The following is an 18804-nucleotide window of genomic DNA, read 5'->3' as shown; positions in this document are numbered from 1 at the left end:
GTCACCCGGTCAGCGGCCCCCCGACCAGCGTAAGCCGGGGACGCGCAACCGACCTCCCGGCACTCCCCGGCCACCATCCCGGGATCCGGTCCTCGCTGTCAGACCCGCATACCCGGGACGTGCCGGGGTTCGGCGACCAGCCCGAAGATGACGAGCACGGACAGGGCCATGGTGACGACCGACCACCACGGGAACGCGGACAGGAACATCAACTGGCCCACCAGGCAGGCCGAGGCCAGCACGATCCCGGTGAGCCGTGCCGCCCGCGACCCCACGAGCACGCCCACGCCGGCCAGGAGCTGGGCCATGCCGATGACGATCCAGATCCAGCCCCAGGCGTCGTAGTTGAAGATGAGGAGGCGTTGGCCGTGGTCGTAGGCCGTTTCGTAGTAGCCGTGGTCCAGCAGGGCGACGAAGCCGTTGGTGATGTCGAACAGGCCGCTCAGAAACAGCAGGATCCCCGCGAAGGCCACCCAGTGCGATTGCTCCAGCGGCGGCTCGGGGCGGTCTTCCGGGGCAGAGGGGGCTGGCTGCATGCCTCCACCCCACGGGTCGGCCCGGGGCGCCGCAACCGATGATGCGCCGCTGAGGTGAGGTTCGCAGGGCAGGGGACCGACCGCGCCCGACGTACGGCCGGCGAGTCAGACGGACGCGGTACGTAGGCCCGGGAAGAGGGTGTGTGCGCTCTCGTGGACGATCGCCATGGCTTCCTGGCCGTTCGGCCGGGCCTTCTCGTCGAGCGCGGGCACGGTGGCGCCCAGCTGCTCGGCGAGTCCGAGGTAGCCGTGGAACAAGGCCGTGGCCAGCGGGCTGAGCGGCGCGTCCGGCGGGACCAGGGCCTGGTCGAACCCGGGAACCGGCCGTGCGGCGACATCGGGCCAGTCCTGCGGGTCGCGCGGCCGGTCGAGGCTCAGGACGGGGGCGAGGTCGGGGGCGTCGGCGTCCCGGGCCGTGAGGGGGCGGCCGAGGTTCCAGCGTTCGCGGAGTGTGCGGATGACCGACGTGTGGTGATGGACACCGTTGACGACGGTCCGGGCGGGCACCCAGGCGGAGATCGCGATCGCGGGCAGGCGGACGCCGAGCCGGTCGAAGGTGAAGCCCAGCTGCCCGGGCGGCGCGCCGGGGTCCGGGGCGGTGGCGGCGGGCGGGGGTACGTGGTCGTAGGTGCCGCCGTGCTCGTCGAAGACGATCATGAGCAGCGTGTTGTACGCGTTGGACCCGTCGGGCGAGGCCGACGAACGGACGGCGTCGTACACCTTGGCCAGCAGTGCCTCGCCGCCCAGCAGGGACGAGGGGGCGTCGAAGGGAATCCCCTGCAGCAGCGCGGCTTCCGGAGGGTGCATGTCGTTGTGGCCGTGCCACAGGTTGGGCTCGATGAACGAGTAGGCCGGCAGCGTGCCGGCGGCGGCGTCCTCCAGGAAGCGGTCCGTGGTGACGAAGTGTGTGGCGAACCGCTCGCGCAGCCGCGGTCCGTGGATCAGCCCGGTGAAGGGGAGCGGGCTCGGCGCGTCCACGTACACCCGCCAGGTCAGCCCACTGGCCTCCAGCCGTTCGAACACGGTCTCGGCGGTGTTCCGCAGCGGGAACGTGCGGTACGGCGCGTTGACGACGAAGCCCGACGAACTCGCGGCGTGGAAGAACGAGCGGTTGGTGAACGTCTGCGAGGGCACCTCGGCGAACCAGTGGTCGAAGGTGGCGAAACCGCGTGCCAGCGAGGACAGCACAGGCAGCTGCTCGGGGGTGTACCCGGCCATGATCTGCGCGTACTCGTGGTACTTCGGCGGGCGGCCCAGCTCCGCCCGGAACGCGCTGATGTAGTCGGCGACGAACCCGTCCATCGTCGGCGCCCGCCCCGGTGGTGGCGCGTTGAACGGGGCGGCCATCTTCTCGGCCAGGACCCCTCGGTTGCCCTCGGGGTCGATCACACCGAAGAGCTGGGTGTTGATGTGCTGGTACTCCTCGCCCGGATCCGGGTTCGGAATGTCCATCGTCTCGGCGCTCCCGAAAGGCACCGACCGCCGGCCCGAGTGGTCCTCGGCCCAGTCGGGGACGGGGTTCGACAGGTCCCTGCCGAGGACACCTTCGAAGGAGGCGACCTCGCCCGGCTGGTACAGCTGCCCGAGCAGGGTGTCGAACGACCGGTTCTCGAACATGAGTACGACCGTATGGTCCAACGCGTTGCTACGTCCGGTGGTGGACACGCCGGCCTCCGATCCGGGCGTCTGTCACTCGCCCTGAGGAGTCCATTCCACTCTTGGACAGCCCGGCAAAGGTGTCAAAGCGAGGCCGGCCGGCCCAGGCCGGTCAGTGCAGCCGGTCGGTGGGTTCCGTCGCCTGGACCGGAGTGGCCGCCAGGCTGGCGAGGAGCTTGAGGCGCTCTTCGGAGGTGCTGTCCGGTTCGGCGGTGTAGAGGCTCAGGTCGTGCGTGGCCCGCTGCGAGACGGGCAGGTCCAGAGACTGGTAGGTCAGCTCCAGACGGCCGACCTCGGGGTGTTCCAGCCGCTTGACGCCCTCGTGGCGGATACGGACGTCGTGCGCGGCCCACAGGGTGCGGAAGTCGGCGCTGAGCGTGGACAGTTCACCGACCAGCTCGCGCAGGGCCCGGTCATGCGGTTCGCGGCCGGCCTCGGCACGCAGCAGCGCGACGGTGGCGGCGGCGCCGGAGTCCCAGTCGACGAAGAATTTTTGTGAGCCCGGGTCGAGGAAGTGGTAGCGGGCGAAGTTCGGACGGCCGCGTTTGTCGGTGGTGCGGCTGTCGAACATCGGCGCGTGCAGGGCCCTGCCGAGCGCGTTGTGGGCGATGACGTCCAGGCGGCCGTTGCGTACGAAGGCGGCGGACATCGTGATGGAGCCGAGCATCCATTGAATGCGGGGCGGGACTTCGACGTCCTTGCGGCGGGACGGCGTACGGCGGGCGGGCCGGGCCGCGCGGGCCAGGTCGAACAGGTAGGTGCGTTCGTCCTCGTCCAGTTGCAGGGCCTGGGCGACCGCGGCCAGCACCTCTTCGGAGACGCCGCTGATGTGGCCCTTCTCCAGGCGGGTGTACCACTCGGTACTGACGCCCGCGAGGACGGCGACCTCCTCACGCCGCAGGCCCGGCACCCGGCGGCGGGCGCTGGTGGGCAGCCCGGCCTGCCCCGGGGTGATCTTGGCGCGTCGGCTGGCGAGAAAGTCCCGGATCTCCGTGCGGTGGTCGCTTCTGTCCTGCATGCGATCCACGGTAGCCACCCGTTGCCGTGGAGGGAGGTTGAGCTTGTACCCCCTATAAACGCGACCTTCCTCAAGCACGGGGCGACGGGTTCTCTGGGAGACGTACCTCGATCACGACCCACACGGAGATGAACCTTGAGTACGCGAGGAGCGACCCTCCACGCCCCCGCCGAAGCACGGACCGAGCAGCCTCACCAGGCACCGCGTGCCAGGCTCCCCCTCGTCGTCCACGTGCTCGCGCTGGGCACGTTCCTGATGGGCACCACCGAGTTCATCGTGGCCGGCCTGCTGCCCGAGATCGCCGGCGACCTCCAGGTCAGCGTCGCCCGGACCGGCCTGATGATCACCGTCTTCGCGGTCGGGATGATCGTCGGCGCCCCGCTGATGGCCATGCTGACGCTGCGGTTGCCCAAGCGGCTGACGCTGATGCTCGCCCTGGGCGTCTTCGCCGCCGGGCACGTCATCGTCGCCCTCAGCTCGAACTTCACCCTGGTCCTGGCGGCACGGTTCCTGACCGCGATCGCCACCGGCGCGTTCTGGGCCGTGGCCAATGTGGCCGCCGCACGCGCCGCGGGCCCCGCGGCGAGCTCCCGCGCCCTGGGCCTGGTCGGCGCCGGCGCCATGCTCGCCAACGTCGTCGGCGTGCCGGTGGGCGCGTTCGCCGGACAGCTCATGGGCTGGCGCGGCCCCTTCTGGGCACTCGCGGCCCTCTCCGCCGCGTCCATCGCGCTCATCGCCCGTACCGTCCCCCACGACGGCGGCGACCAGCAGGCGGTGTCGATCCGCTCCGAGCTGACCGCTCTGCGCTCCGGCCGCCTGTGGCTGGTCCTGGCGGCCTGCGCCACCACGACCGGCGGTGTCCTGGCGGCGTACTCCTACATCTCGCCGCTGCTGACCGGCCGGTCGGGCATCGCGTCCGGGATCGTGCCGCTGGTCCTGGTCGGCTTCGGCCTCGGCGCCCTGGCCGGCTCCCTCGTCGGAGGCCGTCTGGGAGACCGCCGCCCGCATATGGTGACCCTTGTGGCCGCCGCAGGGGCGACCCTCCTGCTCCTGGCGATCTCCCTGCTGGCCGGCTACGCCGTGCCCACCGTCATCCTGGTCGCCCTGCTGGGCTTCTTCGGCCTCGGCGCCAACCCGGTGCTGATGTCCCTGGCCGTCCGCTTCGCACGCCAGGCCCCCGTCCTGGCCTCCGCCCTGACCGTCTCGGCGTTCAACCTGGGCACCGCCGTCGGCTCCTGGATCGCCGGCCTCACCCTCGACTCACCGCTCGGGACGACCGGCCCCGCCGTGGTCGGCACCGCCATCGCCGCCCTCACCCTGATCCCCACCATCGCCATCGCGCTCCTCCAGCGCCGCCGCCGCTCGGCGGCAGCGGCATAGGCCACCACGGACGCCAGGCACTCCTGACCCCACACCACCCCCCTCCATCACGCACTACCCGGAAACGGAGCACCACTGATGCGCGCAACACTCCTGTACGGCGCCGGCGACGTCCGCGTCGAGAACGTCTCCGACCCCGTCATCAAGCACCCCACCGACGCGCTGGTCCGGATCACCGCCTCCTGCGTCTGCGGCAGCGACCTGTGGCCCTACGCCTCCCACAAGCCGGAGGACGGTCCCGCCCGGATGGGCCACGAGTTCATCGGCGTCGTCGAGGACACCGGCCCGGAGGTGACCACCGTCAAGCCCGGCGACCTGGTCGTCGCACCCTTCGCCATCTCCGACAACACCTGCGAGTTCTGCCGCGAGGGACTGCACACCTCCTGCGCCCACGCCCACGCCAACTTCTGGGACGGCGAAGCCGAGGAGGGCGGCCAGGCCGAAGCGGTCCGCGTCCCCCTCGCCGACGGCACCCTCGTCAAGCTCCCCGTCGCCCCGGACTCCGCCCTCGTCCCGTCCCTGCTGACCCTCTCGGACGTCCTCGGCACCGGCCACCACGCCGCCGTCGCGGGCGGTGTCAACGAACGCACCCGCGTGACCGTGATCGGCGACGGCGCGGTCGGCCTGCTCGCCGTCCTCTCGGCCAAGCGCCTGGGCGCCGAACAGATCATCCTGATGGGCCGCCACCAGGCGCGCACCGACCTCGGCCGCGAATTCGGCGCCACCGACGTCGTTGCCGCCCGCGGCGACGAGGGCATCGAAGCGGTCCGCGACCTGACCGGCGGGCACGGCACGCACGTCGTCCTCGAGTGCGTCGGCAACATGCCCGCCTACGAGCAGTCCACCGGCATCGTCCGCCCGGGCGGCGTCATCAGCCGCGTCGGCGTGCCCCAGTACGAGGAGGCACCCATCGGCTTCGGCAGCCTCTTCCGTCACAACATCCGCCTCGCCGGCGGCCCCGCACCGGTGCGCGCCTACATCGAGGAGCTGATGCCCGACATCCTCGACGGCACCATTGAGCCCGGCAAGGTCTTCGACGCCACCACCAGCCTCGACGGAGCCCCGGCCGGCTACCGGGACATGGCCGACCGCAAGACCCTCAAGGTCCTCGTCAAGCCCTGACGAGCCCTGACGAGCGGTGAGGTGTACTGGCCTGATCACGGCGAAGACCTCCGTGCGGTGCAGCCGTCAAGGACTGCACCGCACGGAGGTCTTCGGGCACTTCCGGTCAGGCGAGGTTCTTGGTGAAGAACTCGTCGAGCCTGTCGAAGGGGATCAGGTCCTTGCGGTCGTACAGGTCGACGTGGTCAGCGCCCGGGACGATCACGAGGTCGACGGTGTCGGGGGCCATCGCCCGGACGTCCTCGGAGTAGTAGCGGGAGTGCGCGTCGGCACCGGCCACCAGGAGCGCCTTGCGGGGCGCCAGCATGTCGATGTTCGTCATCTGCCGGAAGGCGAAGAACGACATCGGCGTGGTCCCGGTCCACGCGGTGGTGGAGTTGATCGAGCGCGGGTGGTAGCCGCGCTCGGTGCGGTAGTAGTCGAAGAAGATCCTCGTGATCGGATCGGCGTCCGCCGGGAGGGTCTTGGGCAGGACGCGGTTCGAGGGGGCGACGTCGCCGTCCTCGTCGAAGGGGACCTCGTGGGAGAGCCGCGCGTAGGTGCGGTTCTCGGCGTCGGTCCAGCGCTGCCGGCTGAGGTGGTCCACGACCTTCTGGCGCTGCTCACGCGTGTAGTAGTCCTCGTGGCCGCGGGACATGCTGCGCGACATGTCGTACATCGAGGCCGCGGCGACCGCCTTGATACGGCTGTCCGCGGCCGCCGCGGTGAGCGCCATCCCGCTCAGTCCGCACACGGCCTGCGCGCCGATCCGCTCGCGGTCGACGATCTTCCGCAGGCCGAGGAAGTCGACGGCGGCGCTGTAGTCCTCGGTGTAGATGTCGGGCGAGGCCACGTCGCGCACCGTGCCGCCGCTCTCCCCGGTGAAGGAGGGGTCGAAGGCGAGGGCGACGTAGCCGCGGCGGGCGAACTCGTTGGCGTAGAGCCCCGAGGACTGCTCCTTCACCGCGCCGAACGGACCGCTGACCACCAGGGCCGGCAGCTTGCCCCGGGCGTTCTTCGGCACGTACAGGTCCGCGGCGACCTCGATGCCGTAGCGGTTCTTGAACCGCACCGAGGTCCGCTCGACGTTCTTGTCCAGCGCGAAGGTATAGCCGCCCTTGGCCGCGGCCTTGCCCTGTCCCGCGGCGCCCGCGGCGCGGCCGCTCTCCGCACCGAAGGAGGGCAGAGCCGTGAAGGAGGCGGCGGTGGCGGCACCGCCGCCGGCGATCAGTCCGAGTGCTTTGCGACGTTCCATGGAGGGGACCTCATATCCGATCGGTGGAGGAAGGCGCGACGGTCAGTGGTGTCGTGACCCGGGCGCGATCCCAGAGAACCGCTTCCGCTCCAGGTGTGGCAGGTCGGGTTTATGGGGGGTACAAGCTCGACCCCCCACCCCGAGGGGCGGGCGTCGTAGCGTGGAAGGCATGTCCCCGTCCGGCGGGGTGCCGCGCGACGACCGCATGAGCAGCGGCACCGGCGCACTCGAAGCCCTTCGGGGGGTCGTCGACCCGGGGCCTGTAGCGCCCCCATGGGCGGCTGGCGGCCCGGCAAGGCGGTACAGCGGGCCGACTTCGGGCAGAAGGGCCGCGAGGAGATGCCGGTCATCAGGGTGCGCGAAGGCCATCGGGTACGCCTGGGCCGGCATGACCTCCCTCGCTGCCGCGTGGATCTCTTCCGGAGTTGTTCCAAGGCGGGAGGGCCTGGCAGCGGCAGGGCGGCATCGCTCCCAACGGCTCCGGGGGCTCGGTGAGTCGGGGAGAGCGCACCGGTGCCCAGCCCGCTCCGGATCGCCTTGCGTCAGCGCATGGCTGCCGCGTCGAGCAGGGTGGTCACCGTGGGTGCGATGAGCCCGGCCAGTCGGTCCGCTCCGATCCCGGCTCGGGCGCTGGCGCCGTCGAAGACAAGGCTGAGCTGCCGGGCCAGCAGATCAGGGTCGCTCGCGCCGCCTTCTTCGGCTTCGGTGCGGAAGAAGGCCGTCAAGTCGGCCTTGATCCGGCGGGCGACCCGGCTCGCGGGGTGATTCTGATCCTTGAGCTCGATCTGCGCGGCCAGGTACCGGCAGCCCCGGAACTCGGGTGCCCGCGACTGTGACTCCACCTGCTCGAAGATGTGCAGAATCCGCTCGCGGGGCGAACCGCCGTCGTCGGCCGCGGGCAGGAGCGTCGCCACGTAGGCGGAGGCGTGTTGCTCCAGGCTTGCCGCCAGCAGTTCGTCCTTGCTCTCGAACAGCTGGTACATGGAGCGCTTCGACACTCCCGCAGCCTTGCACAGCGCTTCGACGCCGATGTTGACACCGTCCCGGTAGGTAAGCGTGGCCGCTGCCTCCAGCAGTCGCTCCCTGGAACTTGGCTTCGCCGCGGTGGTCATGCTGTGAGGGTAGCTCGAATCGGACAAAATGAAAACCGATCGGTTTCCGGGATGGCGTCGGGGGCGAGTGCGCCCGGTCAGGAGGAGGCCGGGCGTGGTGCCGGGGGCTGCCGGCCGCCGGTGACTTCCTTGACCGGCTCGTGGGGGAAGCGGCGCCGGGCGTACTCCTGCGCGGGGGAGCCGGGCGGGACGTAGGGGTTTCCGTCTTGTCCTGGAGCGGGCGCAGCACGGTGTCCATGAAGGTCTTGCGGTCGTCCAGGTAGGGGCCCAGGACGTCCTCGCCGCCGGGGCGGACGGCAAGGCAGTAGCCGGACTTGTAGCCGGGGGGTGAGCTCAGGCTCTGCCACAGGGAGGCGTTCTCGGAATCGGAGACCCGGGAGCGGTAGTCGGCGGCGTCCTGGCTGTCGGCCACGGTCTGCGCCCAGTCGGTGAACCCGCTCATGAACTCACGGTAATTGTGGGTCGTGCAGGCCAGCGCGTCGAATGCGCCGTCCTTGTGAATGGCGCCGACCGGGCAGGCGGCGACGCACAGCTTGCAGTCGATGCAGGGGTTGTAGTCGAGCGCCTGCCCGTACTCGCTCACCTCGGCGTCCACCAGGACGGTGGCCAGCAGTACGAAGTTGCCGAACTTGGGGTGGATGACGTTGCGGTGCAGGCCCATCACGCCGAGTCCGGCCGCCACCGCGACCGTCTTGTGTGCCACCACCCAGATCCGTTCGCTGGGGAAGTGGTCCATCTCCTGGGGGAAGCCGACCGAAGGGTTGAGCGCGCGGTAGCCGGCGTCCTGAAGAGCCTGGGTGCCGCTGCGGGCGGCGTGGTTGGCCTGTTCGTCGGTCTGGTGGAACTCCTGGTTGGCCACACTGCGGGCTGGGGAACGGCAGTTGTCGCGGTTCATCCGGACCGCCATCGCGATCAGGGTGCGGGTGCCCGGCAGTGCGGACCGTGCCTGCTCGCGCTCACCGGCCAGGTCGGGGTGGTCCAGGCTGACCGCCGCCGCGTCGTCCGCACCGGCCGCCAGGCACAGCTCGCGCAGCCAGGCCGCGTCGATCACCGGCGCCGGGCTCGCGGCGTCACCGGCCCGGCGCCGGGCGAGTACGGCCCGCACCGACGGGTGGGCGGCCAGCTTCGCCGGAAGCCTGGGTTCTGCCAGCGGTCGAGTCCGGCGGCCGGCCCCAAGCCCGGACGGCTCACCTCCAGGGCTTGCGCACGGAAACCGATCGGTTTACGGTCTAGGGAAACCGACCGGTTTTCTCGTAGTGGAGGCAGGTATGACCGCACTGAAAGGCGCCCACGTCTTCGTCACCGGTGGCAGTCGCGGCATCGGCAAGGCCCTGGTGGAAGAGCTCTACGCACGCGGCGCCGGCAAGGTCTATGCCACCGCCCGCGACCCGCGCGGCGTGACGCACCCCGACGCCGTCCCGGTGGCTCTGGAGGTCACCGATCCGGCCTCCGTGGCCGCGGCCGCCGCGCAGGCCCAGGACGTCACCGTGCTGATCAACAACGCGGGCGCCTCGGTCGGCGCGTCCTTCCTCGAGTCCCCGGTCGACGACGTACGCCGGGAGTTCGAGACCAACTTCTACGGCCCGCTCCTTCTCACCCGGGCTCTCGTACCGGTCATCGAGCGCAACGGCGGCGGCCACCTCCTCAACGTGCACTCCGTGCTCTCCTGGATCGCGCTCGGCGGCTCCTACAGCGCCTCCAAGGCCGCCCTGTGGTCGCAGACCAACTCCTTGCGCCTGGAGCTGCGGCCGCGCGGCATCGCCGTCACCGGACTGCACGTCGGCTACGTCGACACGGACCTGGCGGCGAACGTCGTCGCACCCAAGTCCGACCCGCGTGACGTCGCCGCACTCGCCCTCGACGGGGTCGAGACGGGCGCGTACGAGGTGCTCGCCGACGACATCTCGCGGCAGGTCAAGGCGGGCCTGGCCGGCGATCTGGCCGACTTGTACGCCCAGTTGGCGACGTAACCCCTTCACGTACAAGGAGCCGGCGAGATGCCCAGCCACGAGCCACGTCCCACGATCCACATTCCGGGGACCACCAGCCACACCCTCGCCCAGCGAGCGGGACCTGACGGCCGCGAGGGAACCCTGCGCTACCTCAGGGCGGGCACCGGCGCGCCTCTGGTCCTGCTGCACACCGTGCGCACCCAGGCCGAGCACTTCCGCCACCTCATCCCGCTGATCGCGGACCGCTACACCGTCTACGCCCTCGACCTGCCGGGGATGGGCTACTCCGAGATCGTGCCCGGCGCCTCGTACGGCGAGCCGGCGATGCGCGCGGGCGTCGAGCGGCTCCTGACCGAACTCGACCTGCACGACGTGACGTTGGTGGGGGAGTCCATGGGGGCGGTGCTCGCCCTGACCGCCGCCGCCGATCTCCCGGAGCGGGTGCGGCGCGTCGTCGCGGTCAACACCTACGACTTCCGCGGCGGAATCGCCCGGTCCAGCCTCCTCGCCCGCGTCGTGGTCAGCGGCGTTCTCATGCCGGGAGTGGGCCCGGTGATCGCCGGGGTGGAGCCCAAGCCCGCCCTCCGCAAGATTTTGCGGGGCGGCCTCGGCGACAGGAGCGCGCTGCGGGAGGACTACGTGGACGAACTCCTCCAGGTGGGCGGCCGTCCCGGCTACCCGACCGTGGCGCGGGGCGTGTACCAGGCCCTGCCCGGCCTCATCGCGGCCCGCTCGCGCTACCCCGAGGTCAAGGCCCCCGTCCATTTCGTCTACGGCGAGAAGGACTGGTCGCGGCCCTCGGACCGGCAGGCGAACAAGAGCCTGCTTCCGGCCGCCGAGTTCACTCAGGTCCCCAAGGCAGGCCACTTCATAGCTCTGGAACGGCCCGACGTGCCGGCCGACCTGCTGAACGCGGTGGCCTGACACTCCGCCGGTCGTCCTGGACCGTCCTGCCCGTGGCCCCTCCGGCTTGACCGGATGCTGCCTCCGTTTTACTGTGGAGCGAGTGCGGAGATAGCCTCCGTTTTATGGGAGCCGCAGGATCGCGTGAGTCGGGAGAACGCATGGATGCCAGTGGACAGCAGCGGCGCAGACCCCGTGCGGATGTCCAGCGCAACCGTGCCGCCCTCCTGGAAGCGGCACAGCGGCACTTCCTGAAGTACGGGGTCGGTACGTCCCTGGAGGCGGTGGCCAAGGAGGCGGGCGTCGGGCCCGGCACCTTGTACCGGCACTTCCCCACCCGGGAAGCGCTGCTGGCGGCCGTGCTGCAGACACGCTCCGAAGAACTGGTGACGCGCCAGGAGGAGATCGCGCGGCTCGGCGACGCCGACGAGGCGCTGGAGCAGTGGCTGCGCGCGCTGGAGGAGTACTTCAGCGCGTTCAGCGGACTGCCGGAACCGCTCATGGCCGCGGCCAGGGCCCATGATCCTGACAACCCGCTCACGCTCCCCTGTGACACCGTCATCACCGCCACCGAGGAGTACGTGCGGGCCGCTCAGCGCACGGGATACGTGCGCGAGTCGGTGAAGGGCCACGACCTGTTCCTCGCGGCCATCTCCGTCGCCTGGCTCAAGGGTGCCGGTGCCGCGGAAGAGGAGTCGCTGGACCGCGTTCGCGCGCTCATCGTCGCCGGTTACCGCGCACGGAACACCGAGGCGTAAGCCCCTGCCGATCGATCACCGGAGCATCCAGGCCTCTCTGGACTTCGGGCGATCTCCCGCGCCTTCATCTCACAGCTTCCACAGCTTCCACAGCTTCCACAGCTTCCACAGTGATCACATCGCGCCGCCCTGGGAGCGGTGCGTCTCCCGAAAGGACAAATCATGAAAATCTCTGTTATCGGCGCCGGAGCGATCGGCGGCAACCTCGCGCGCAAGCTCGGCACAGCCGGTCACGACGTCCAGGTGGCCGACGCCCGCGGGCCCGAGGCCGTCGCGCCCGGCGTGCTGGAGACCGGCGCCCGCGCCGTGGCTCTTGACGACGCCGTCAAGGACAGGGACGCCGTCATCCTGGCCATCCCCTTCGGGGCGGCGGAACAGCTGGCCGATCTGTTCGCCTCCGTCCCCGCCGGGACGGTGGTCATCGACACCTCCAACTACTACCCGCACCTCAGCGGACGGATCGAGGCGGTGGAGGCCGGCGCCATAGAGAGCGTGTACACCTCCGAGCTCCTCGGACGCCCCGTGATCAAGGCATGGAACGCGGCCCTGGCCGAAACCCAGCGAACGAAGGGTGTCCCGACGGGCACTCAGGGCCGGATCGCCATCCCGATCGCCGGCGATTCCGAGGAAGCGAAGCGGGTGGCCATGCGCCTGGTGGACGACACCGGATTCGACCCCTACGACGCGGGAGCGCTGGCCGACTCCTGGCGCCAGCAGCCGATGGGCCCCGCCTACTGCACCGAGCTGACCCTGAACGAGCTGCCGGCAGCCCTGGCCGCGGCCGATCGCGTCAAGGACGCAGCCGTCCGCGACAGCATGGCGGAGCGCTTCGCCGCCCTCGGTGCCGATCCCACCCTGGAGGACGTCGTCGAGATGAACCGCGCCGCCCACAGGTGACCACGCGCCCGCAAGGCCACCGGCGTTGAGGAAGTGATGGTCCAGGACATCACCCCGGACCTCGAAGCCCGGACGCACTCGCGCGCCCCGTCGGCCCAACCACTCGATGTCCGCCCCGTCTCACCGGCCAGGTCATCCATCTGATCCGGCTGCTGCCCGCTCACCGTCGGACCGACCACCCTCGAAGGGACCCGCTTTGCCCTCCACCACGTCGTTCTTCACCGATCTCGCGCGGACCCGGCACTCCCCCCGGCAGTTCCTGTCCACTCCACTGCCCGCTACGGACATCCGCGGCGTTCTGGAAGACGCGCAGACAGCGCCCTCGAACAGCAACACCCAGCCGTGGCACGTCCATATCGTCACCGGCGCGGCACGGGACGCCCTGAGCGACGAACTCCTCAAGGCGTACGAGGAAGACCGGACTTCCCCCGACTTCACCTCCGGCTACGGAGAAGGCATCTACCGGGAGCGTTCGCACCAGCACGCTGCCATCGTCTACGGGGCCCGTGGCGTAGAGCGCTCGGACCGGGAGGGCAGGAAGGAGGTCATCCGCGAGAACCTGCGCTTCTACGGAGCGCCGCACGTCGCCCTCCTCTTCATGCCGGTACTTGGCGACGGGGTGCGAACCGCCGGCGACATCGGCATGTACGCCCAGAACTTCCTGCTCTCGCTGACCGCACGCGGCTACCACGGCATCCCGCAGACCATCCTCGGCCTCTACGCCGAAACGGTGCGCAGGTCCCTCGGCGTAGGCGAGGAGCTCAAGCTGCTGTTCGGTATCGCCTTCGGCATCGGCGATCAGACATCACCCATGCACGACATCAGCATGGGCCGCATCCCGCTGAACCAGAGCGTGATCCTGCACGACACCCCCGGCGTGCTCGACACGCCTCGGCCTTAGGGCACGCGAAGGGCACGCCGCCCTCAAATCGGCCTGGACAACAAACAAACCCCAGGCCGCTGACCTGGGGTTTCTCTCTGCAGCGGGTGACGAGAATCGAACTCGCGCTCTCAGCTTGGGAAGCAACATGGGTGCGCCCTAGACCTCGGGGCCGTGCGGCTCTCACCTGCTGCGATGGTCCGCAGGTGTCGCGGTTGTCCGCCGCTGTCCGTCGGCGTTGTCACGCAGTTAGACACTCACACGGCAGGCTGAAGGGAGCTTCAGTCGCCTGCGAACCACAAGTAGCTGCCTGGGGTAGCCGCGCACTGCTCCAGCATCACTGCGAGATCGTCCAGCGCAGCGAGCTGACGCTCATCAGCGCATCTCCCCCTCAAGCCGCGGATCTCCTGGAGGGCGGTCGCGGCACCTTGCTCGTTCATCAACGTGTCCCCGTACGGATCGACGGCGGTGAGCCTTCCGGGCACTCCAAGGAGTTGGAGCGAGTCGAGTGCAGCGGCCAGTGCGTCGCCATGTCCGTGGGAGCTCCGCAGGAGCGGTGCGCGGGACTTGCGCCAGCTGTTGCGTGCCGGCCGTGCCGAGTGCAGCTCCAGATCAATCCCCATGCTTCATGATGACGGGCTGCTGCACAGCCACAACTGATCATTGGCGGGCCGTGACCTGCGGTCGCCCTATCGATCAACGCCCTGACCTGCTGTTGAGCTGTTTTGAGTGCCCTTCCACGGCCCGAGGACGGCCCGGGAGGGCGCTCGCGCGTTGGGGAGACAGCCGCCTTGTAAGTTCGCTGTCGTCCCGGTGCCGTCTCCGTCCACCACGACCACGGGGGGCGTACATGGCTGTCGGTTGGTGCTGCTATTCGGGGTCATTGACGTCAGCGTTGGATGCCAGCGGGGACCGTGGCGCCGTAGCACATCGGGGCCAGGTTCGGCTACATCGCCTGCTCGATGTCAGCGCCTTCTGCCATGCTCGGCATTGTCATATCAAGACGTAACCCAGGGGGGGGCTGTGGCGAAGAAGACGCGACAGCAAACACGGAAAAAGAAGCAGCGAAAAGGCGTAGCGATCTATCATGACATGAAGGTGTACGAAAACTTCGAACGCTGCGCCATTCGAATTTTCGAGTGCATTAGGCAAGCAGAAAAGAGTTCACCCGGCGCCCCGCGTTCCCTCTGCATCGACATCCAGGGGCACAGAAATGAGGCTGGCGGGTTTGATCATGACGCGTTTGAACTGATCAAGGACTTTGCGCTCGGATTCCTCGGGGATTATCTAACCGAGATTCACACTCCGCTCTACCATGTCCGGAATCCGGGTAAGCAACGCAATGACATCCCGGAGGTCTTGCAGATCAACCATCCGGATGATGGCAGCAAGTACGGGTACGACGCTGGATCCTTAGGCATCCAGCCTCGCGAGAAGAAGCCAGTCACCCGCAAGACGGCGCCAACGGTTCGGGCGATTGCCGACTACCTAGGCCTCGAGGAAGCCGCCTGCTTGGTGTGCTGGCGCAAGCCTGTGGAGCGGGCGCACGTAGTACCCAGCGCATTGGGAGGCTCCATGGATGTCAGGAACTTCGCACTACTATGCCCCGAGCATCACGCCGAGGCCCCAGATGTGGCAGATGCAGAGAGCTTCTGGGCCTGGGTTGACTACGCCGAACTCAGAGACAGTCCAGACAAGTGGGTAAACGCCTCCGACGAAGTGAAAGACTTCCTCCGAAAGCATAATGTCCAGATAGGGAAGGAGCCTCGCGAGTCTCTACCCTTTTTCTCCGCTGTGAAGGGCGAACTGAAGTCACTCTACGGCTGGACGGATAACGATCTAAAGAAGGCTGATTGGCTGGAGCTTATGGATGAGTTCCACCGTGTCTTGGACACTGCGACGGGACGACACTTCTCTATCGATAAAAAGGCCTCGACGTACGCCTGGGCCTACGACATCGCTCTGCGGAGGGTTAGGGGAAACAGCAGCTCTGTCATACGTGACAGCCCATGACGGAGGTCGGCGGAGCGGCTTTGGGGCGAGTGATCATGGCCCCGTAAGCTTCCGGCGAGTCGGGCAGTCTGTGGACCTGCCCGGTAAAGCACGACGTTGGGGCCATGATCTTAGAGGCTCGCCCCAAAGTGGCTGCCTAAAGCCGTGGAGCCGGCCGCCCCAGCCACAGAGGTTTTCCCCCAGGTCTCTGACCTGGGGGTTTCGCATGGAGCGGGTGACGAGAATCGAACTCGCGCTCTCAGCTTGGGAAGCGACGGCGTTCGGGTTGCCGGGTAGCCTTCTGACCTGGGCATACGTGCTCTGGTGTGGCGCCCTGGAGCGCAGGATCGCGCCCTTGTTGACCGTGGCCCACCGGTCTTATGGGCACGCCGTCGGTTCGGGGCCAAGGGGGAGTTCCTCTCAGAGGTCGAAGCGCCGCCGGGCCCTGAAGGGTGATCGCTGCCCCAGAGAGCGCCGTTGCTGAAGCACATGCAGGGTCGTCCCTCGGGGGGGGGGGGGTGACCGTACGAGATCGTGTCGTACGCCGCGTACTGGTGCGCCGTCGATTGCCGCCGAGAGAACTCGACGCGTAGAAGGGGCCGAGCCCGGTCGACATCCTGGCGCCGCCGCTGCCCACACGCTGAGCCTGCCCGCACATGGTGCGATCGAGGCGCGTACTCCACGCGTGGAAACCCGCACACGCATCCCAGGCACACCGACACCGAAGCCGAACCCATCACGTTCGGTCGGCTCTCGGCAACGGGACAGCGGATACATCAGTCCGGTACATGGACTACGCTTGGTACATGTCCATGAAGCGCACCAACGTCTACGCCGACCCCGAGGACCTGGCCATCATCAAGGAGGCCGCCAAGCGCCGAGGTATAAGCGAGGCCGAGATCATCCGCCAGGGCATCCACCTTGCAGCCATGGCGAACCGGGTCTGGGACGAGCCGCTGTTCTCACGCACCTTCGAGGGGCCGGGGCATACGCTGTCCAAGTCGGAGGTCCGTGACACGGTCGCCGAGGCCGTCCGGCGTGAGACCGGCTCGGGTTCCGGATCCGCCGCGTGATCATTGTCATCGCCGATACGTCCGGCCTTCTGGCAGCCCTGGACTCGGCTCATCCGGAACACCGGGCGGCGAACGAGGCGATCATGGCGGCCGGCCTGCTGGTCATGTCCCCGCTCCTGCTGGCCGAACTGGATCACGTGGCGACGCGTGAGCTCGGCAGGGAGGCCGCCCTCAGCGCGGTCGACGACCTGCGGCGCTGGATGAGCCGGGGTCGTGTCGTCATGCCGGAGATCACGGAGGGCCACCTGGGCGCCGCCCAGTCCGTCCGTGTCCGCTACCGTGCGCTGGACCTCGACCTCGCCGACGCGGTGAACGTGGCGCTTGCCGCCGACTACGACACGGACGCGATCCTGACTCTCGACCGACGAGACTTCCGGGCCGTGCGCCCGTTGGGCCGCTATAAGGCGTTCCGGGTGCTCCCTGACGACCTTCCCCTCTGACGCAGGCTCCTGGGCGGTCAAGTGCCCGTTCCCGCAAGGGGCTTGTGTGCCGCCCACGACGAAGCAGGTGCAGGGCGGGCGTCCGCCATCGCCCGGGAACAGCGGGCTGAGAGCTCGCCTCCGGCTCATCTGTGTGAAATCTCGGAGCGCGGGAGCGCTCGCAAACCACGGCAACGACACCCCTATGAAACAAGCCCCAGGTCGCTGACCTGGGGCTTGAAGAAGAGCGGGTGACGAGAATCGAACTCGCGCTCTCAGCTTGGGAAGCTTGTGTTTTTACGGTCGACCGTTGGGCTGACCTGCGGTGGAGCGGTGCCGGTACCTGGCGGGCGGCCGACTCGTTCCCCGGTATTCCCCGTGGTTCCCCGTAGGACCTGGCACGCGTATGGCACGCCGCAGCTCAGCCAAAGACCGAGCTGCGGCGTGCACCGTCCTCAGGCGTTGACGATCTTCTGGACCTCGCGCAGCTTTTCATCTGCCGTCAGCGACGAGTAGTCGCCGCTCACCAACCCGTCCAAGGCGCTTCGAACGTTGTATGACTGAGGGCGCAGAATGGCATCCAGGACGCGGGCACGCTCGCCCCCATCCCGCATGTACACCCACAATTGCTGGTCCTTACGCGGTTCTGTGTTACACCGAGGATCCAGGACGGCGAGCGGGAAGTATCCGAGGCCAACAGCTTCGAGCTCACGAGCGATGGAGCTGAGAACATGCTTGCCGAGTCTGTCGAAGCCCAATGCGGTCCGCAGACGCCCCAAGTTGTCTTGCATCAGCCCGCCCTCGTCCTCGCACGCCTCAGCCGTGTCCCTAAGATCAGCCACTTCGCCCTCCCCATGTGCGGCACTGAGCTGAAGAGCTTATAGGGATCAAGGAAATAAAAAACCCATGATCCCTCAAAAAGGACTGGCTGCCGGCCTGGTCGTAGCGGTGGACGCACACCGCTGGCGCGGAGCGGGCGACGTGCACACGGCTCCGGAGGCCGCTGGGGACCTGGGCAACGCAGCAGGTCACGCCCCTGCGCATGGCACATCAGGCGGGACAAGTCCACGGATAGTCCGCGGCTGCCGGAACACCACTTTCGAAGAGAAGCTGGGGCGCTCGGTGCTGCTGATCTGCGGTTGCACCGGACGAGCTAGCAATGGCAGGCGGACATGGGCGGCTTTGGTGGCCGGCTAGGGGCGCCGGTGGCGGTGCTCCACTGCTGCACAGCACGGCTCAGAGGGGCTTGCGCACCAGGCGGAGCTAATAGGGCGGATCAAAGCTTGACGAGCTCCGGCTTTGGCAGAAGAATCGAGCCGACTGCGGCGGAGCTGGATCGAAGGTCCACACCTCTCCTATCCGCCTGATCGCTACAGTCAGTCACCAATTCATGCGATAGGCCTACGCCGATGGGGTCGCACGGGTTACGCTCCGTCGCTACGCTGATCTTCGATCACGGAGCGTAACCCGTGCGACCCCATCGGCGCCGTAAACTGATGGATCCTTGGCGAAGTCTTTACCTTCAGGTTAGGACTGAGCGCCCCGTATGTCCAGATTTGAAGCTGTTAGTCATCTCGTTTCGAGAGCGGTGTCCTGAACAGGTAGTGCACTCACTGGGCGGATCGCCTATCTTGGACGCATGACGACGTTGATGGACCCGAAGGTGCGCGAGCAGGTGCGCTCCCGTCGTGTCGAGCGCTCCAAGGGGATTGGGGATCCGACCGACGCGGAGCGTAGTACGCGTGCCCGCATCAAGGAGTCCTTTGAGCGTCTAGATGGAAGCGACGCGGCTTGCCTTGCGCTGCTCACGGGGGCCTCGGTCGAGGATCTCCGCCGCGTAGGTGCTGCCTGAGCCACCATCGCCGCTACGAA

The 18804-nt window shown here is 68.5% G+C and carries 17 protein-coding genes and 1 pseudogene; 11 read left to right on the top strand and 7 right to left on the bottom strand.

The window, feature by feature from the left end:
• Window positions 1–98: 98 nt before the first annotated feature.
• The 3 genes from ACZ6I3_RS32080 to ACZ6I3_RS32070 all read right to left on the bottom strand — a co-directional run bounded on the left by ACZ6I3_RS32080 (window position 99) and on the right by ACZ6I3_RS32070 (window position 3210).
• Window positions 99–536 (bottom strand): DUF7144 family membrane protein, encoded by a 438-nt coding sequence (locus tag ACZ6I3_RS32080; RefSeq protein WP_469419409.1) that lies wholly within the window; start codon window positions 534–536, stop codon window positions 99–101.
• A gap of 105 nt (window positions 537–641) precedes the next feature.
• A complete protein-coding gene (locus ACZ6I3_RS32075; protein WP_469419407.1) occupies window positions 642–2201 on the bottom strand; it encodes an alkaline phosphatase family protein in 1560 nt (519 codons plus the stop codon).
• Between the two features lie 103 nt (window positions 2202–2304).
• Window positions 2305–3210 (bottom strand): helix-turn-helix transcriptional regulator, encoded by a 906-nt coding sequence (locus tag ACZ6I3_RS32070; protein WP_469419405.1) that lies wholly within the window; start codon window positions 3208–3210, stop codon window positions 2305–2307.
• A 135-nt stretch (window positions 3211–3345) separates the two neighbouring features.
• Here ACZ6I3_RS32070 and ACZ6I3_RS32065 point away from each other — a divergent pair, with 135 nt between their 5' ends.
• Both ACZ6I3_RS32065 and ACZ6I3_RS32060 read left to right on the top strand, forming a co-directional pair.
• Entirely contained in the window at window positions 3346–4590 is a 1245-nt protein-coding gene (locus tag ACZ6I3_RS32065) for an MFS transporter (RefSeq protein ID WP_469419404.1), read from the top strand.
• Window positions 4591–4668: 78 nt separating this feature from the next.
• Window positions 4669–5712, top strand: a complete 1044-nt coding sequence (locus ACZ6I3_RS32060; RefSeq protein ID WP_469419402.1) for a zinc-dependent alcohol dehydrogenase family protein — start codon at window positions 4669–4671, stop codon at window positions 5710–5712.
• A gap of 106 nt (window positions 5713–5818) precedes the next feature.
• On the opposite strand, the gene ACZ6I3_RS32055 is transcribed toward ACZ6I3_RS32060, so the two are convergent.
• The 3 genes and pseudogenes from ACZ6I3_RS32055 to ACZ6I3_RS32045 form a co-directional block, all read right to left on the bottom strand.
• Complete coding sequence (locus ACZ6I3_RS32055) at window positions 5819–6946, bottom strand: alpha/beta hydrolase (protein WP_469419400.1); 1128 nt, start codon at window positions 6944–6946, stop codon at window positions 5819–5821.
• A 542-nt stretch (window positions 6947–7488) separates the two neighbouring features.
• Window positions 7489–8058, bottom strand: coding sequence for a TetR/AcrR family transcriptional regulator (locus ACZ6I3_RS32050; protein ID WP_469419399.1), 570 nt, complete (start codon window positions 8056–8058; stop codon window positions 7489–7491).
• 526 nt (window positions 8059–8584) lie between these two features.
• Window positions 8585–8719: pseudogene (locus ACZ6I3_RS32045) on the bottom strand ((4Fe-4S)-binding protein); the annotation flags it as partial.
• 607 nt (window positions 8720–9326) lie between these two features.
• On the opposite strand from ACZ6I3_RS32045, the gene ACZ6I3_RS32040 reads away from it, so the two are divergent.
• The 8 genes from ACZ6I3_RS32040 (at window position 9327) to ACZ6I3_RS32005 (ending at window position 16953) form a co-directional block, all read left to right on the top strand.
• On the top strand, window positions 9327–10028 hold the full coding sequence (locus ACZ6I3_RS32040; RefSeq protein ID WP_469419397.1) for an SDR family oxidoreductase: 702 nt from the start codon (window positions 9327–9329) through the stop codon (window positions 10026–10028).
• Window positions 10029–10055: 27 nt separating this feature from the next.
• Window positions 10056–10934 carry an alpha/beta fold hydrolase gene (locus ACZ6I3_RS32035; RefSeq protein ID WP_469419395.1) on the top strand — a complete coding sequence of 293 codons (879 nt, stop codon included), beginning with the start codon at window positions 10056–10058 and terminating at the stop codon, window positions 10932–10934.
• Between the two features lie 140 nt (window positions 10935–11074).
• Window positions 11075–11671, top strand: a complete 597-nt coding sequence (locus ACZ6I3_RS32030) for a TetR/AcrR family transcriptional regulator (protein ID WP_469419393.1) — start codon at window positions 11075–11077, stop codon at window positions 11669–11671.
• Between the two features lie 162 nt (window positions 11672–11833).
• Window positions 11834–12568, top strand: coding sequence for an NADPH-dependent F420 reductase (locus ACZ6I3_RS32025; RefSeq protein ID WP_469419392.1), 735 nt, complete (start codon window positions 11834–11836; stop codon window positions 12566–12568).
• A gap of 196 nt (window positions 12569–12764) precedes the next feature.
• Window positions 12765–13469 (top strand): nitroreductase, encoded by a 705-nt coding sequence (locus tag ACZ6I3_RS32020; RefSeq protein WP_469419391.1) that lies wholly within the window; start codon window positions 12765–12767, stop codon window positions 13467–13469.
• 1002 nt (window positions 13470–14471) lie between these two features.
• Window positions 14472–15461 (top strand): HNH endonuclease signature motif containing protein, encoded by a 990-nt coding sequence (locus ACZ6I3_RS32015; RefSeq protein ID WP_469419389.1) that lies wholly within the window; start codon window positions 14472–14474, stop codon window positions 15459–15461.
• Between the two features lie 785 nt (window positions 15462–16246).
• Window positions 16247–16513: a ribbon-helix-helix domain-containing protein gene (locus ACZ6I3_RS32010; RefSeq protein ID WP_356595550.1), complete on the top strand. Its 267-nt coding sequence runs from the start codon at window positions 16247–16249 to the stop codon at window positions 16511–16513.
• Window positions 16510–16953: a PIN domain-containing protein gene (locus tag ACZ6I3_RS32005; protein ID WP_469419388.1), complete on the top strand. Its 444-nt coding sequence runs from the start codon at window positions 16510–16512 to the stop codon at window positions 16951–16953. Before ACZ6I3_RS32010 ends, ACZ6I3_RS32005 begins: the two co-directional genes overlap by 4 nt.
• Before the next feature lie 434 nt (window positions 16954–17387).
• Here the strand turns inward: ACZ6I3_RS32005 and ACZ6I3_RS32000 are convergent, their stop codons facing one another.
• A complete protein-coding gene (locus ACZ6I3_RS32000; protein ID WP_469419387.1) occupies window positions 17388–17774 on the bottom strand; it encodes a hypothetical protein in 387 nt (128 codons plus the stop codon).
• A 797-nt stretch (window positions 17775–18571) separates the two neighbouring features.
• Here ACZ6I3_RS32000 and ACZ6I3_RS31995 point away from each other — a divergent pair.
• Window positions 18572–18784 carry a hypothetical protein gene (locus ACZ6I3_RS31995; protein WP_469419386.1) on the top strand — a complete coding sequence of 71 codons (213 nt, stop codon included), beginning with the start codon at window positions 18572–18574 and terminating at the stop codon, window positions 18782–18784.
• Window positions 18785–18804: the final 20 nt, after the last annotated feature.

The organism is Streptomyces sp. NPDC041940, from assembly GCF_055589465.1.
The sequence above is the reverse complement of the archived record's forward strand: the minus strand, read 5'-3'. Positions and strand labels throughout refer to the sequence as shown.

Bases quoted from the DNA above. Each gene is read 5' to 3' on its own strand.
- ACZ6I3_RS32080 (WP_469419409.1), bottom strand. From the start codon at position 536: ATGCAGCCAGCCCCCTCTGCCCCGGAAGACCGCCCCGAGCCGCCGCTG.
- ACZ6I3_RS32070 (WP_469419405.1), bottom strand. From the start codon at position 3,210: ATGCAGGACAGAAGCGACCACCGCACGGAGATCCGGGACTTTCTCGCC.
- ACZ6I3_RS32060 (WP_469419402.1), top strand. From the start codon at position 4,669: ATGCGCGCAACACTCCTGTACGGCGCCGGCGACGTCCGCGTCGAGAAC.
- ACZ6I3_RS32055 (WP_469419400.1), bottom strand. From the start codon at position 6,946: ATGGAACGTCGCAAAGCACTCGGACTGATCGCCGGCGGCGGTGCCGCC.
- ACZ6I3_RS32050 (WP_469419399.1), bottom strand. From the start codon at position 8,058: ATGACCACCGCGGCGAAGCCAAGTTCCAGGGAGCGACTGCTGGAGGCA.
- ACZ6I3_RS32040 (WP_469419397.1), top strand. From the start codon at position 9,327: ATGACCGCACTGAAAGGCGCCCACGTCTTCGTCACCGGTGGCAGTCGC.
- ACZ6I3_RS32035 (WP_469419395.1), top strand. From the start codon at position 10,056: ATGCCCAGCCACGAGCCACGTCCCACGATCCACATTCCGGGGACCACC.
- ACZ6I3_RS32030 (WP_469419393.1), top strand. From the start codon at position 11,075: ATGGATGCCAGTGGACAGCAGCGGCGCAGACCCCGTGCGGATGTCCAG.
- ACZ6I3_RS32025 (WP_469419392.1), top strand. From the start codon at position 11,834: ATGAAAATCTCTGTTATCGGCGCCGGAGCGATCGGCGGCAACCTCGCG.
- ACZ6I3_RS32010 (WP_356595550.1), top strand. From the start codon at position 16,247: ATGTCCATGAAGCGCACCAACGTCTACGCCGACCCCGAGGACCTGGCC.
- ACZ6I3_RS31995 (WP_469419386.1), top strand. From the start codon at position 18,572: ATGACGACGTTGATGGACCCGAAGGTGCGCGAGCAGGTGCGCTCCCGT.